Here is a 16252-nt window from a genome sequence, read left to right as displayed (position 1 = left end):
GGCAACGAAATTGCTTGTGTTTTTAAAGTTTTAAGCTAAAAACCTTTACCTAAATGAAAACTAAAATTCTACTATTTTTAGCCTTATTGTTTTCTAATCTTACTTTTTCACAAGAATTAAAAACTTTTGGAAAAGGATACACCAAAGGTGTTTCAGTAAACGCCAGCTCTAATAGCACCAATGGCATTAAAACTTTGTTGGGCACGGGATTTCTTCCTAATCCCAAAGCAGCATCCAGGTTTTTATCACAGGCAACTTTGGGTCCTACGTTTCAGGAAATTGGGAATTTGCAAAATCAGGGAATAGAAGCATGGCTCGATGCACAGCTGGCATTACCCCGTCAGTTTAATCTTACTCAATATGTCAGAAGTCTTCACCAATATGCGTTTGACTCACTTCATGCTGTTAATCCAATTGATTATCCTTCCATTGAGGATGTTTTTGTTGATGACTGGGTATTTGATGTGGCGTGGTTTCAGGCAAATATGACTTCAGCGGATAGGCTTAGATGGCGTGTCAGCCTTGCCTTAAGCGAAATATTTGTAACTTCCCGAATTTCGGCGTTTGACAATAATCCTTATGCATTGGCAAGTTATTATGATATGCTAAACAATAATGCTTTCGGAAATTATCGTTCTCTGATTGATAGCATTTCATATCATCCGGCGATGGCAGTTTATCTTACTTACATGAACAATCATGCCACCGATACCTTGGCCACATATCCGGGTAGCCCAACCAAAAAGCAGGTTTTTCCGGATGAAAATTACGCAAGGGAAATAATGCAGCTATTTTCGATTGGATTATATAAGTTAAACAACAATGGCACCGAAATGAGAGATGCCAACAATCATTTGATACCAACTTATAACAACACCGACATTGCAGGTTTAGCCAAAGTATTTACCGGACTTTCCTGGTCACACAGCCGATATTTAGGTGAAAACAGCAATGTAAATGACCTGAGTTATACCAAAAGGCTAAAGTTTTTTCCGATGGACTCGAGTGATAAATACATCAGGACATGGATTACCAATCCGGCCAACTGGCGAATAGTAAATGGTCATGAGCCAGGTACAAAAACATTTTTGGGTCAGACTATTCCTTCCAGACCTGTTCAACAGGGAGAACAAGATATCCAGGATGCCCTTAACATAATTTTTAACCATCCCAATGTAGGGCCATTTATTTCGAGGCGGTTGATTCAGCATTTAGTTACTTCCAATCCTTCCCCTGAGTTTATTGACAGGGTGGCTGCCGTTTTCAACAACAATGGGCAAAGTATAAGAGGAGATTTGAAAGCAGTAATTAGGGCGATATTATTAGATCCTGAAGCCCGGGATTGCTGTGCTGAAAAAGAAACCAATGTTTATGGCCATCTAAGATCCCCATTTTTAAGATACATGAATATTGTAAATGGATTAAATCTCCATGCTACAAATGGGGTTTATAGAAATGTGATGTATGATTTATATGACAGAATTGAGCAAAAGCCACTGAATTCACCGTCGGTGTTTAATTATTATCAGCCAGGGTATGTTCCTGATGGACCTGTGCAGGCAGCAGGAAAAGTAGCTCCTGAATTCCAGATGTTGAATTCGCTTTCATTTGCCAATTATATGAATGCTGTTCATCGTTGGGTAATATCAAACGACCCTTTGGAGTTTTGGGGATTGTTTTCAAATGAAACCTACAAACCTGATCAGGAACCAAGATTTGATTTGACATTGGAATATCCTCTTGCAAAAACCAACCGCCTCAGAGAGTTTTTGGATAAATATAATTTGATTTTGGCACAAGGGAGAATTAAGGCAGAGAATATGTCAATTATTGAAAATGTATTGAAAGCTATGCCAATGGATTATGAAACTAACGGTGATCCTGACCCTACACTTGCCGATAGAAAGCTAAGAATGGGTATTTTTTTAATTTTAATATCTCCTGACTATTTAATCAACCGTTAATGCCATGAAAAGAAGAGACTTTATAAGAAATATTTCATGTGGTGCCATGGGTACCACCACGCTGATGAGCTCACTCACCAGTCTGGGAGCGTTAAACGGCCTGACAAAGATTGGTACAGGTAATAATGCCCCCGGAGAAGATTACAAAGCCTTGGTTTGTATATTGTTTTCAGGTGGAATGGATACCTTCAATGTGCTAGTTCCTTCCGGGACGACAGTAGGAGGCGACAATGGGTTTAATGAATACCGTACTCTCCGAACTGATCTGGCCTTGAGCAGTGCAGGTACCTTGCTGAGTTTAAATAACCCTCAATGTGGTAGTTTCAGAGGTTTTAATTGTGCATATAGTTCTTATGGAGTACATCCAGCCATGACAGGAGTGAGGGACTTGTTCAATTCAGGAAAACTTTCTTTCATCTCGAATATAGGCACCCTGGTTGAGCCCTTAATGAATGAGTCGGAATTTTATAATTCACAAAAAAAAGTACCACTGGGTATTTATTCTCATTCAGACCAAATAATGCAGTGGCAAACCTCTGTTCCGCAAAGTCGCGATGCTTTGGGTGTAGGTGGACGTATGGCCGATATACTGAACGCCAACAATTCCAACAATGGGATTTCGATGAATATTTCTTTGGCAGGTAAAAATGTTTTTCAAAGAGGGCAATTTGTTACTGAATATTCTATTAGTGATAATGTGGACCCTAATAATGTGGGTTTACAATCTTTTCCAACCTGGTGGGGGAATTCCGGATTATTAAACGACATGCGGACCAATGCAATTGATAGTCTGGTTTCCAAAACATATGCTAATTTATTGCAGAAAACATATTCTTCCACTGCGAAAAACAGTATGGCTTCTTTTGAAATATTTAAAGAAGCATTAAAAAGAGTACCCACTATACAGACCACCTTCCCTAATACCAGTTTGGCACGAGACTTACAGGCAATTACGAAAGTAATGAGCGTAAGGCAACAATTAGGAACAAAGCGACAAATATTTTTTGTAAATATTGGTGGTTGGGACATGCATGATGGTCTGATGGGTGGTTTAAACAATATGCTACCGGTTGTAAGCCAGGCCATGAAGGCTTTTTATGACAGCACAGTGGAATTGGGTATTGCTGAAAACGTGACCACCTTTACAATTTCTGACTTTGCACGTACCCTTACTTCCAATGGAAATGGCTCTGACCATGCCTGGGGTGGCAACAATATGATAATGGGAGGAGCTGTAAATGGCGGGAGGATTTTTGGAGCCTATCCAAAGATGGATGTAAGCAACAACAACGCATTAAATGTTTCATTCAGAGGCAATTTTATTCCGGCTGTTTCAACTGATGAAATGTATGCCGAGCTGGCCCTTTGGTATGGCGTGAGTCCTTCTGACCTCTGTTATATTTTGCCAAACCTGGGGAATTTTTATTCCTATTCGGCCAACAATATGCCCGTAGGATTTATGAATTTCAGTCAGAGCCCTATTTCTAACATCAATCACCCATTGGATTGTCTTACTTATTGATACCTATGAAAAGATTTTTATTTTTTGGAATATTTATTTTGATGACCGTCAAATCCTTTTCACAAGGATGTGTAGGATCTGCCGGACAGGTAAAATGGTCATATTGGGAAAACTTTGAACTTTCACCTGATTCAAATTCACTTTTTGCAAGAGAATATTATCCCGAGACTCCAGATGGTTTCCAGATGCTCCCGACATTGGCAGCTCCTAGAAATTACACTGAATATTTTGCCGGAATGATGCGAGGTTTTATCAAAGTTCCTGTAACAGCTACCTATTATTTTAATGTAACCGGCGACGATGAGGCCATATTTTTTCTAAGTCCCAATCAATCACCAGCTTCAAAAATCAAGCGTGCCGAGGCTCCGGAATACACTGATATCGACCAACACGATAAGTCTCCCCTTCAGACTTCTCAGGCTATTCAATTGGTTGCCGGGCAATATTATTATTTTGAATTACTTCAATTTGAAGGCGGTTATTCCGATCATGCCACGCTATGGTGGAAAAAATCTACCGATACGTCATGGTCTGTAGTTGATTACAATTACATTTATGAATATGCCTGTAATTCTAATTGCCCACCTCGGGGAACTGTTTGTAATGACAATAATCCCAGTACAACCAACGATGTGCAGGATGGATTTTGTAATTGTGTAGGAACTACCCCCAAACCCTCAGCTTGTGTAGGCGAAAAGGGCGTTTTGCAAGCCTATTATTATGACAATATTCCAGGGTCTTATGTTGAAAATGATTTGATAAATGCACCAAAGTTTCCATTATTGCCCGACCGGATGGAAAAACTAAAAGGAGCCTACGGGCCGCTTCAATCTTATGTAAAAGAATATTACGGTACTCTTGTGCAGGGTTATCTTACTGTACCGGTTTCCGGCAATTATGAGTTTAACTTAACAGGAGACAATCAGACATTCTTCTTTTTAAGTAAAAATGATTCTATTCAATATAAGCAAAATCATCAGATTTTTTCCTTTTATGGGGTAGGGGAATATGAACACAACAGTTCGGTTTTGCAGAATTCGGGCCCTATTTATATGGAAAAAGGAAAGTATTATTATTTCGAATTCAGGCATAAACAAAATACCTGGCGTGATCATTTTAATCTTTTCTGGAAAACACCCTTTCATCCTCAAAAAACCTGGAAAAGGATTCCTGAATTTTATATTTATGATTATGATTGCGAAGTATCGTGTATAGCTGAAAATACCCCTTGTGATGATGGCAATCCTTTTACTAATAATGACAAAATTGATGCTAATTGCAACTGCGTCGGTACGCCTTGCTCCGGACCAGATTGCGATGACCTGGGAGCCAAATATCAGCTTTACGAAGATTGCAGTCCTACCAATAATCTCAATCCTATCGAAGAAGCTACCTGGCAGTCATGTACAGCAGCTCCAAATCCTAATCCGGCAAGGAGTGCCAGTACACATTGGATAAAATACAATTTTTCGGATATCTTTAAATTCAAAAACTCAAGGGTTTGGAATTACAATGTTCAGAGCCAAACTACCAAAGGATTCAGACAAGTTGTGGTAGATTATTCTTTGGATGGTACTACCTGGTCAGCCCTGGGAGGCATCTATAATTGGCCTCAGGCACCTGGAGTGGCTGATTATGGTGGTTTTATAGGGCCAAATTTTAATGATGTCAAAGCAAAATATATTCTAATTTCAGCTTTAAACAATTACGGAGATCCATCGTGTTCGGGTTTTGCAAAAATAACCTTTGACGCTTCAATGTGTAACCCTAAAGACACCCCTTGTGATGATGGAGATCCACTTACTTCTTATGATAAATTTGACAACAATTGTAATTGCCGAGGTGTGGATATCAGTTGTGGAACCGATACTTTGTTGTTAGGAAAATTTAATTTGGATGACAGTTTGTTTGCTGCGAAAAAACGAGTGGAGGCAGCCAGTATAGTTCCAAACACCCAAAATATCAGTTTTACTGCCGGGAATAGCATTGTTTTACTTCCCGGATTTGAAGTGAAAAACCAGGGTGTTTTTTCAGCCACTATTGCTGATTGTATCCAGCAACAGTTTATGACCAATGAATTGAAAACTCAGGTCAATGGCAAGGATTTTTCAGTGGAAGATCAGGATATTACTATGAAAAAAATAGTTTTCAGGCTCAACGAACCCGGTTTTGTACTTTTAAAAATCAGGAAAAATAAAGGGACTGAAACCGTGGTTACCCTGATGGAAAATTATCAGGAAAACCTGGGTACTCAGATAAAATACGTCCCCATACGGAAATTTGAAAAAGGCAAATACGAAGTGTATCTGAAAATTAACAATATTGAAATGTCGGAATTTTTTGAAATAAAATAATTCAATAATTATTCGACATTTACCAGTTCGTTGCCTCTCAATACTGGCAATACATCATAAAGGTCATTTTGAAGGCAATAATTGATGTCTTTGTGTATTCCCAATCCCTGAAGACGGCGAATATGCGATGAATTTGATAAATATGCAGAAAGGTTGCCTTTAGCTTGCTCATAGGTACGCATGGCCAATATAGCTGAGTCTTCTGCTACAAAGAATTCATCTTTAAGGGCTGAAACCACTGCACCCGCAAAGAGTGTATCTTCCAGATTGGGTTTTCCTTTCCAACCTGCACATAGCACCAGCACATCGTAAGGTTGGTTTTTTAAATGATTAACTACAGCAGAGAGATTGAGAAAAGCTCCCACCATTACTTTTACAGCTTCTGATTTCGCTTTTGAAATTGAAAGCGTGCCGTTGGTGGTGGTCATAGCTATTTTTGCACCGATGAGTCTTTCATCCATATAGCTGAAAGGCGAATTGTCAAGGTCAAATCCATCGACTTTTTGTGCATTTCTCTCAGCAGCTGCCACATAACCTCGGTTTTGCAAGTCTTTACACTCTTCAACTGATGCAACCGGAATTATACTTCTTACACCATAAGCAAAGCCGGTAACCATACAAGATGTTGCTCTGAAAATATCAGTAACAACGACAATCGAATTGTTTAATTTATGCAAATGCAGGAGGTCAGGAGTAAGGCAAACGTCGATGTTTTTCATTTAAATCAGAAAATTTTCCACAAAAATACTCCTAAATTCAATTTGAAGAGAATTTTATGGCTTTCTGAATTTAAAAAAAGGATTATTTAGATGAAACACTCTCTACTTCCAGCTCGATTTCATAATTTTCTTCCGGGATTTTCAAGGCATCAAATTCTTTGGTGTCTCCCAAAAAGGCATTAATGTCCACATTTCCGTTGATTCCCATTATATGGCCTTTTTCGGTATACTGCCAGAATTTAAGTTTTGGGTGACCCACCAGATTTGAAACATTTGAGAAATTATAATCGGCAATCCAAAGTGGATTATTTTTAAAATATCCTCTCAGGTATTTGTTGTAGATATGGGTGTTGGTATAGATGATTACTTTGCAGCCGTAATGTTTTTCAACTATTGAAATCCACTTTTCTACATTTTTTCTCATCAAAGCCGGAGATTTGCTATTGTCGTGGATTTCAAAATCAAGAACCGGAGCCAGATCTCCTCCTGCAAGGTCAACCGTTCGGATATAATTTTGAGCCTGAGTGTATGGACTGCTGGTTGAACTAAAAAAATGGTAAGCTCCCCTTACCAAACCAGCTTCTTTTGACTCTTTCCAGTTGGTATCAAATCTTGTATCTCTGATAGTGGTGCCTTCGGTAGCCTTTAAAAAAGTGAAACTTACTTTAAACTGGCTGTGTTCCGCCACTTTTTCCCAATCAATAAACCGTTGGTGATGTGAAACATCGATACCATGTATTTCATATTGACGGGTGATATGAATATAATTAAGGCCTAAAAAACTAGTGATGGAATGTAATAAAACAGAAATGACAAAAGGAATATTTAAGAACATTATACTCAATAAGTAAACTTTAAATAATGGGATAAACATGTTTTTTCTAGCAAATATTGTGCCTTAGGATTCTTTTTTTAGAAAAAATTTCTATTCTGACAACTAAATTGAGCCCATTTTTATTTTCAGGAAAGCTTTGGTTTTAATGTTTTAAGGATGATTTTAAACAAAAAAACCACCTAAAATCAGGTGGTTTTCCATAAGTATTTATTAAAAAACTATTTTGCTCTTTTGCTCAGGTCGGCAAACGGAATGATTAATTCACGTCCGGTCGGCTGTCCATTTCTAAATGTCTGAGATCTGAGGCTAAGGTTTCCTTCCGGTACCCAGAATTCGCCTTCATACTTTTTGGCATAATTGACCGGATACGTATTGTCAATGCTATAATAAACCTCGCTATTGGCAATTTCTGAAGCTAATTTTACCCAGATTTTCCCTTCTGCATCTTTTCTTACATTTACTACTGGCTCAAGAACCGCTTTTGAAATATTAGTTTTTGCAGCATCAAATCTTGGAAATTGGGATTCTACCCGATTTACAAAATTATCAAAGTTCTTAATAGTTGCCGGGCTCCAAACACTTTCTATCGTGGCAAAAGCTCTCGGATAAGTCATATAGTAAGCAAATTGAAGATTGGGAACCACCTCCGTCCAAAGGTTGGCCTGTCCGCCCAGTATAAATTTCGGATCTACATCGGCAGGTACGGGTTCAAATTCGTAGGCTTTTCGTAGGCTCAAATCGGCGTAAATAGGGTTTTCTACACTTTTATCACCCTGAGTGTAGTCTATATAAGCATAAGTAGTTGGCGACATTACGACAGGCACTCCCATTTTGGCAGCTTCTATTCCTCCTTTCATGCCTCTCCAGCTCATAACGGCAGCACCCGGAGCCAGTCCGCCTTCCAGGATTTCGTCCCAGCCAATCAGCTTTTTGCCTTTGCTACTCACGATTTTTTCTACTCTTTTTACAAAATAGCTTTGCAACTCATGCGTGTCTTTGATTTTGTTTTTCTTCATAAATTCCTGCACAGTTGCATCTTTTTCCCAATAGCCATGATAGCACTCATCGCCACCCATGTGTATGTATTGTCCCGGGAAAAGGGCAGCCAGCTCGGTCATCACTTTATCGACAAACTGATATACTTTTTCATCGGCAGGGTTAAGAGTGTTTTCAATCAGCATCTCAAATTTTCCGTTGCCGTACCACTCGGCAAATTTAGAACCGGGGTTAACTGTTGTAGGTTTTTTCTGAGTCGAAAGCTCGGGATAAGCCGCCAAAACAGCCATACTGTGGCCCGGAATGTCAACTTCCGGTACAATCGTGATATTGCGGTCAGCAGCGTATTTGACCACATCTTTGATTTGTTCCTGAGTATAAAAACCACCATAAGTAGCTTTTTCGCCTTCTTTGGGTGCAGGACGGGTGTCGCCAAAGCGTCCGTAGCGTTCTACACGCCAGGCACCCACTTCAGTGAGTTTTGGCAGAGATTTGATTTCTACTCTCCAGCCTTCGTCGTCGGTTAGGTGCCAGTGAAATACATTGAATTTGTATTGAGCCATTTTGTCGATATAGTCTTTTACATCCTCAACACTGAAGAAATGGCGGCTTACATCAAACATCAACCCTCTCCAGCCAAAACGTGGATAATCTTTGATTTTACAGCCCATTATCATTCCCAAGCCCATTGGGTATTCTTTAGACTCAAACTGAGCAGGCAGCAACTGCCTTATTGTTTGAAAACCGTTAAAAATACCGCCCGGAGCATTGGCTATTAATTCAATTTTTGTGTCACTTACTTCCAGAGAATAACCCTCACTACCAAGTTCGGCAACCGGTTTTGCATTAAGATTTATTACAATTGCTTTGTCACTTTGCGATGGCACAGCCACAGATTTTTGTTGAATCGTAATTCCTGAGTTTCCTAACAGGGTCACAAACTGCCCGGCATATTTCTTTACTTCCGGGTTAGTGGTTTTTACATCTAGAGAGGTTTGATTATCCAGCATAAACATGCCCTCAGTTGATTGAAAACTTACCGGTGCCGGAATAATATTGTGCTGAGCAATAGAAGCGACTGTGCTTAGCAAACACATTAAATTCAGAATGAATTTTTTCATAGAGAATCGTTATTTAAGGTTAAGTTGTAAAATTATTAAAATTTTTTAAAAACTAACCTTTTTTTAAATTAAATCAGAGCAGTACCTCTTTTTCTTAAATGGAAAAAGAAAAATTATGGTTTTGAAATACCGATAATTTACAAAGTACATATATAAAAATATCGGATATTTTACTAAATCAGATCCTTTACTATGAAGAAAAAAAGCGTTATAATTTCAGATTAACCAGCACCGCATGGTGGTCTGATCCGAAGAGCCCGCCCCAGGTATTGCTCAGTGTGGCGTGTTTTTTCACGATAATATTTTTGTTGTTAAGAAAAATAAAATCAATCCTGGAGTTTTCCCGTTCTTTGGCTTCAAAACCCGTAAATGTATCCACAGGTCCAAAATGTGGCAATGTACTAATTATTTCGCTGTCTATTAATTCATTTTTGATGATTTGAATAGGCTCTGAGTCAGGCGTACCATTAAAATCTCCAATCAGGAAAACCGGCTTATCAGCTGCAATTTCTTTTATTTTTTTCAAAATGAGCTTTGCACTTTCCTTGCGGGCCACCTGACCCATATGGTCAAAATGGGTATTGAAAACATAAAATTTCTTTCTCGATTTTTTGTCTTTGAAATAAGCCCAGGTCACCACTCTCGGGAAGGCAGCGTCCCAGCTTTTACCGCGTACTTCAGGCGTTTCTGATAGCCAGAAGGTTTCAGATTTTAAAAGTTCTAATTTCGTTTTATCGAAAAAAATTGGAGAAAATTCACCTTTTTCTTTGCCGTCATCTCTGCCTTTTCCGATGTAATTATGATTTGGGAGCCTTTCTTTCAGATCGGTTATTTGTGAAAAAAGGGCTTCCTGCATTCCACAAATATCAACTTCATAATATTTCAGGATTTCCGCTACATGGTCTTTACGATTGTCCCATTGATTGACGCCGTCGGACTTGGTGCTGTATCTGATGTTATAAGTCATCAAATTGAGGTTTTGGGCTTTGGAAATAAAGGAAATTAAAAGCAGAAATATTATTTTTTTCATAAATCAAAATTTTAAGATGCCGTAAATTTTACCCTAAAAATTGAAGTTTTTTGAAAAAAACACATAAAAAAACCGGACGAATTAAAAATGTCCGGTTTTCAGAGCTAAAACTATTAAAAAATTAATACATAGTACCTACATATTCCTTAGGACGGCCACCTGGGGTAGTTACAAACGCCTCAATAAATGAATCAAATGATGGTGAAATTGCGAGCACTTCGTGTTCCTCAAATAGCACCGCATAAAACTTACCGCCAAGATTTTCTACCTTATAATTTTCTTCCAGCAAGATAGCACTTTCCATTACATCGAATGCATTGTCACGCTCATCTTCGGTTTTAAAGCCTTCTGATCTTAAATAAAGCGTGGCGTCAGGATTATATACTCCGAAATAATGTTTTCCGTTTTCATTCCTGAATTTCACAAAACCTGTCATTCCATATGAATCCCAAATCCTTTCTTTTTCCAGATAAAAACTTTCTTCAAGAAAATTATCAAGAGATTTCAAAATACTGTCTTCAGTTACTAAAGTTTCAGTTTTTTCAATTACTTTTTTAGCTTTAGTTGCTTTTGGTGTGATTGTTTTTGTTTCAGTTTTGTCTGCCACCCCTTCTGTTTTTTCTCCTGCAAAACCTGTTATTACTGTATTTGCTTCAGCCTGTGATTTGAAATCACACGACCGGGCAATCTCTTTATTGTTTCCTGCTTTCAGGATGATTACAAACTTGCTTTTCTCTTTTTCAACTGAAAGCCTACCCGCAACAGGAAGATTTTTAATGACTGAATCAATGCCGTTTTTTCTTGATTTACTGTCTTTATAACCTTCACTTTTGAGTAGAACGTCACCTTTTGAATCTACTAATGCAAAATAATACTTAAGTGTTTTTTTGTCTTGAAATGTCACAAATCCTTCATTTTTTGGATCCATTTCATGTCCTTGATATGCTTTACAAGGTAAATAGTCGTCGATTAATGCCATTTTATAGGAGATTTTATATTTTTTCAACCATAGAAATTGTAAGTAATTTATTATGAAATGTTTATTAAGGATTAAAATGATGAAGAATTAATTTTAAGATTATGTTTTTTTTCAATAAAATATAAGAATTGTTTTATTTTTTATTGTTTATCAAATAGCCTTTTTGGTAAAACAGTATTTATTTTAAAAATTTATAGATTAGAATTTTAGTTTAAAAGTTTACTAATTTTGAGTCATGAACAGCCTTTACCCAATTTTTTTAAAAGCCGAAAATTTAAGATTCCTCATTGTTGGTGGTGGGAATGTTGGGTTGGAGAAACTTGAGTCACTAATAAAAAATTCGCCTGGAGCAAATATTACGATGGTAGCTCCACAAATAAAAGATGAAATCAAGAATTTGTGTGAAAACCATAATTTGAGTTTGATTTTTGAAAAATACCATCCCAATTTTTTGGAAGGAAAGGATTTAGTGATAGTTGGGACTGACGACAAAAACGTTAATCTTCAGGTACAAAATGACTGTAAAAGTGCCGGAATTTTAGTCAATGTGGCCGATACTCCAGACCTTTGCGATTTTTATTTGAGCTCGGTGGTGAGTAAAGGCGACCTGAAAATCGCGATTTCTACCAATGGAAAATCGCCCACTTTTGCTAAGAGAATCAGAGAAATGCTGGAAGAAATCTTACCTGAAAACATTCAGGAAATCCTGGATAATCTTCAAAGCATCAGAAATAAGCTTAAAGGAGATTTTGAATATAAAGTAAAAAAAATGAATGAAATAACCGGAGCTTTCAAGAAATCTGAAGGCATCGAAGATTGATTTTTTTCTTTAATTATTAGTCTTTTTTGTTGACGAAAAAACCATTTTTATTCAACCTAATATGAAAAAAATTTTATTTGCAACTGCAATCATTTCTTTGGTTGTGATCTTTGGATTCCAAAATTCTGACCCTGTATTTGGTTCAAATGAAAACTGGGCTGATTACCTGGGAGGTCCTGACCGAAATCATTATTCGCATTTAACCCAGATCAATCAGGAAAATGTCAAAAACCTCAAAGTCGCATGGGAATATTCTATGCCTGACTCAGGGCAAATTCAGGCCAATCCATTAATAATTGATGGTGTTTTGTACGGTGTAACTTCTTCTGTACAGGCTTTTGCTCTGGACGCTGCTACCGGAAAGCAAATTTGGCGGTTTGGTGATCCGCTGAAAAATTGGGCCAGCACAAGTCGGGGAGTGGCTTTTTGGCAAAAAGGGAAAGACAAAAGAATACTTTACACCGCCGGACCCAATCTCTGGGCCCTGGATGCAATTACCGGTAAACCAATAGATAGTTTTGGAGACCAGGGAAAAGTTGACCTGCACACCGGCTTGCCTGAAATCGCCAAAGATAAGTTTTTGATCTCCAATACCCCTGGTACAGTTTTCGAGAACCTGATTTTCATGCCAACACGAGTGTCTGAAGATCCGGATGCAGCTCCGGGGGATATTCGGGCTTTTGATGTGGTTTCCGGAAAATTGGTTTGGACCTTCCATACTATTCCGTATCCGGGAGAAATAGGATATGAGACTTTCCCTAAAAATGCATACAAAAATGAGGGTATTGGCGGGGTAAACAACTGGGCAGGTATGGCTGTTGACAAAGAGAGGGGGATTCTTTTTGTTCCAACCGGTTCGGCTTCTTATGACTTTTATGGTGGAAACAGGCACGGCAAAAACCTGTATTCCAATTGTCTTTTGGCCCTGGAAGCCCGCACCGGAAAGCTGCTTTGGCATTTTCAGTTCGTACATCACGATCTTTGGGATCGGGATCTTCCTGCTCCCCCTAATCTCATCACATTAACAAAAAATGGCAAAAAAATCGATGCCGTAGCTCAGATAACCAAGCAGGGTTTTGTTTATGTATTTGACCGAATTACTGGAAAATCGCTTTTTCCGATAAAAGAAATTCCTGTAGCTGCCTCAAAACTTCCAGGAGAAAAAGCCTGGCCTACTCAGCCAAGACCAACTTTGCCTTTGCCATTTGCGAGGCAATCCAATATTCTTACCGAAAAAGATATTTCGCCATATGCCGAAAACCGCAAAGAGCTGGTATCACTTTTTAAATCTTATAAAAAAGGCTGGTTTGATGCTCCAAGCCGTGAGGGAAACGTGATATTTCCGGGATATGATGGAGGAGGAGAATGGGGTGGAGCGGCTGTTGACCCCAAGGGTGTGATGTATGTAAACTCCAACGAAATGGCCTGGATTCAAGTAATGAAACCGGTTGAAAATACTTCAGGTTTACCAATGGGAGAAAAAACTTATAAAACCTATTGCCAAAGTTGCCATGAACAGGATATGGAAGGGAATGTGGAAAGTGGATACCCTTCTTTGATAAAAATTTCAAGCAAATATGATAAAAAAGCCATAATCAACCTTATCAATTCGGGTAAAGGCATGATGCCGGGTTTTGGTTTTGTTACCAAACAAGAGAAAGATGCATTGGTTGCATTTTTGTATAATGAAGAAAAGAAAGAGGTTGGAAACGCAACGCAACAACTCAGTAAAAAAGCGGGTATTAAATTTAGGATGACTGGTTATAATAAATTTCTGGATAACCGTGGTTTACCAGCCATCGCACCGCCATGGGGTACTCTTAATGCCATAGATCTCAATACAGGTAAAAAGCTTTGGAAAATACCGTTTGGTGACGAGCCACTTTTGATGAAAGAAGGAATTTACAATACAGGTACCGAAAACTACGGTGGGCCTGTAATAACCGCATCTGGCTTACTCATAATAGCAGCAACAAAAGATGCCAATCTGAGAGTTTTTGAAGCAAAAACCGGTAAGTTGCTTCTCAAGAAACCTCTCCCGGCCGCAGCCTTCGCTACTCCGGCTACTTATATGATCAACGGTAAGCAATACATCGCAATCGCCTGTGGTGGCACAAAGTTGGGTACTCCGAAGGGGAATAAATATGTTGCTTTTGCTGTGGAATAAGGTAAAATATTGTCATTATGAGAGTAAAAATTGTTTGCTAGAGTGAAATCGAGTGGAAAAATTTTAAAATCTTTATAAAAACGGTCTTATCTAATTCCATTTTTAGCCCAAACCTACAATTGAGCCAAAAACGCTATTTTTTGGTCGAATTCCATGAATGCTTTCTTTGAGTTTATTTCCATTTTTGCATTGGAATTTACAATAAAAGAAATATGTCAAAAACATTGTTCGACAAAGTGTGGGATGCCCACGTAGTCAAAAAAATTGAAGATGGTCCCGATGTAGTGTTTATCGACCGTCATTTTATTCATGAAGTGACCAGTCCGGTAGCATTTTTGGGTCTTGAAAGCAGAGGAATTGGGGTGAAATACCCAAATCGCACTTTTGCTACTGCCGACCATAATACACCAACAATTAATCAGCACCTACCGGTAGCGGATCCACTTTCGGCCAATCAGCTGAATGCTCTCGAATCTAATTCTGCCAAATTTGGAATTTCTCATTGGGGTCTTGGTCATGAGAAAAACGGTATCGTTCACGTAGTTGGGCCTGAAAACGGCATCACCTTACCGGGAATGACTATTGTTTGTGGTGACTCACACACCTCTACGCATGGTGCGTTTGGTGCCATTGCCTTTGGTATTGGTACTTCTGAAGTTGAAATGGTGCTTTCGTCTCAGTGTATCATGCAGCCTAAGCCTAAAAAAATGAGAATCACCGTTAATGGTAAACTAGGCAAAGCCGTAACTCCAAAAGATGTAACGCTGTACATTATCGCACAAATATCTGCTGCAGGGGCTACGGGTTATTTTGCCGAATACGCCGGGGAGGTTTTTGATAACATGAGCATGGAGGGTCGTATGACTGTTTGTAATATGTCGATAGAAATGGGAGCTCGGGGAGGAATGATAGCTCCGGATGAGACAACTTTCGCCTACCTTAAAGGCCGGGAACTATCTCCAAAAGGTGAAGCCTGGGACAAATTGGTGGATTATTGGAAAACCCTGAAAACCGAAGAGGGTGCTGAATTTGACCTTGAATTAGTTTATGATGCTGCCAATATTGAGCCTCAGATAACTTATGGTACTAATCCAGGTCTGGGAACCGGTATTTCTAAGTCGGTACCAAAAGCCTCAGAAGTGATTGATGGTGAAGCATCTTACAAAAAATCGTTAAACTATATGGGCTTCAATGAAGGCGATAGCCTGATTGGCACCCACGTAGATTATGTGTTTTTAGGAAGCTGTACCAACGGCCGTATCGAAGACTTCCGGGCTTTTGCTTCAATTGTAAAAGGTAAGAAAAAAGCCGATAATGTTACAGCGTGGTTGGTTCCGGGCTCACACATTGTGGAGGCTCAAATCAAAGAAGAAGGGATTCTTGACATTCTGACAGATGCCGGTTTTGCATTGCGTCAACCGGGTTGCTCGGCATGTTTGGCTATGAACGACGATAAAATTCCTGCAGGAAAGCTAGCTGTTTCGACTTCAAACCGAAACTTCGAAGGCCGTCAGGGACCCAATAGCCGTACCATGCTGGCGTCTCCTTTAGTAGCTGCAGCAGCTGCAGTGACTGGTAAAGTGACAGATCCAAGGGAGTTTTTATAATTGGTTTAGTGACTTATTAATTTAATTACTGCGAAGTCGCCAAGTATATTGATTCAAGAGATTTGTAAATGATTATCAAAATATTTACAAAGAAAAAAAAACTTAAAACCTTTGTTTCTTAGCGGTTTCAAAACAACA

The 16252-nt window shown here is 38.8% G+C and carries 11 protein-coding genes; 6 read left to right on the top strand and 5 right to left on the bottom strand.

Annotated elements, in window-relative coordinates; genetic code table 11:
- Positions 1–53 precede the first annotated feature (53 nt).
- Genes IPP61_05730 through IPP61_05720 form a run of 3 tightly spaced genes read left to right on the top strand, consistent with a single transcriptional unit; the run spans position 54 to position 5840 of the window.
- Positions 54–1964 carry a DUF1800 domain-containing protein gene (locus IPP61_05730; protein MBL0324670.1) on the top strand — a complete coding sequence of 637 codons (1911 nt, stop codon included), beginning with the start codon at positions 54–56 and terminating at the stop codon, positions 1962–1964.
- 4 nt (positions 1965–1968) lie between these two features.
- Complete coding sequence (locus IPP61_05725; protein ID MBL0324669.1) at positions 1969–3486, top strand: DUF1501 domain-containing protein; 1518 nt, start codon at positions 1969–1971, stop codon at positions 3484–3486.
- 41 nt (positions 3487–3527) lie between these two features.
- The gene (locus IPP61_05720) at positions 3528–5840 is read left to right on the top strand and encodes a hypothetical protein (protein ID MBL0324668.1); all 2313 of its coding nucleotides are present in this window, start codon (positions 3528–3530) and stop codon (positions 5838–5840) included.
- An 8-nt stretch (positions 5841–5848) separates the two neighbouring features.
- Here the strand turns inward: IPP61_05720 and IPP61_05715 are convergent, their stop codons facing one another.
- The 5 genes from IPP61_05715 to IPP61_05695 all read right to left on the bottom strand — a co-directional run bounded on the left by IPP61_05715 (position 5849) and on the right by IPP61_05695 (position 11520).
- Positions 5849–6559: a 2-phosphosulfolactate phosphatase gene (locus IPP61_05715; GenBank protein ID MBL0324667.1), complete on the bottom strand. Its 711-nt coding sequence runs from the start codon at positions 6557–6559 to the stop codon at positions 5849–5851.
- An 82-nt stretch (positions 6560–6641) separates the two neighbouring features.
- Positions 6642–7433 (bottom strand): glycoside hydrolase, encoded by a 792-nt coding sequence (locus IPP61_05710; GenBank protein ID MBL0324666.1) that lies wholly within the window; start codon positions 7431–7433, stop codon positions 6642–6644.
- A 179-nt stretch (positions 7434–7612) separates the two neighbouring features.
- Positions 7613–9511 carry a family 20 glycosylhydrolase gene (locus IPP61_05705; GenBank protein ID MBL0324665.1) on the bottom strand — a complete coding sequence of 633 codons (1899 nt, stop codon included), beginning with the start codon at positions 9509–9511 and terminating at the stop codon, positions 7613–7615.
- A gap of 208 nt (positions 9512–9719) precedes the next feature.
- Entirely contained in the window at positions 9720–10541 is an 822-nt protein-coding gene (locus tag IPP61_05700; GenBank protein ID MBL0324664.1) for an endonuclease/exonuclease/phosphatase family protein, read from the bottom strand.
- 121 nt (positions 10542–10662) lie between these two features.
- Positions 10663–11520, bottom strand: a complete 858-nt coding sequence (locus IPP61_05695) for a YegP family protein (GenBank protein MBL0324663.1) — start codon at positions 11518–11520, stop codon at positions 10663–10665.
- A gap of 235 nt (positions 11521–11755) precedes the next feature.
- On the opposite strand from IPP61_05695, the gene IPP61_05690 reads away from it, so the two are divergent.
- From IPP61_05690 to leuC, 3 genes are all read left to right on the top strand, one after another.
- A complete protein-coding gene (locus tag IPP61_05690) occupies positions 11756–12340 on the top strand; it encodes a bifunctional precorrin-2 dehydrogenase/sirohydrochlorin ferrochelatase (protein ID MBL0324662.1) in 585 nt (194 codons plus the stop codon).
- Positions 12341–12401: 61 nt separating this feature from the next.
- Positions 12402–14507 carry a PQQ-binding-like beta-propeller repeat protein gene (locus IPP61_05685; protein MBL0324661.1) on the top strand — a complete coding sequence of 702 codons (2106 nt, stop codon included), beginning with the start codon at positions 12402–12404 and terminating at the stop codon, positions 14505–14507.
- A gap of 212 nt (positions 14508–14719) precedes the next feature.
- Complete coding sequence (leuC, locus tag IPP61_05680) at positions 14720–16114, top strand: 3-isopropylmalate dehydratase large subunit (GenBank protein MBL0324660.1); 1395 nt, start codon at positions 14720–14722, stop codon at positions 16112–16114.
- Positions 16115–16252: the final 138 nt, after the last annotated feature.

The sequence above is a fragment of the Cytophagaceae bacterium genome (genome assembly GCA_016722655.1).
Classification (GTDB): Bacteria; Bacteroidota; Bacteroidia; order Cytophagales; family Spirosomataceae; genus Leadbetterella.
Note: the sequence above shows the minus strand (reverse complement) of the source record. Positions and strands in the feature narration are given on the sequence as shown.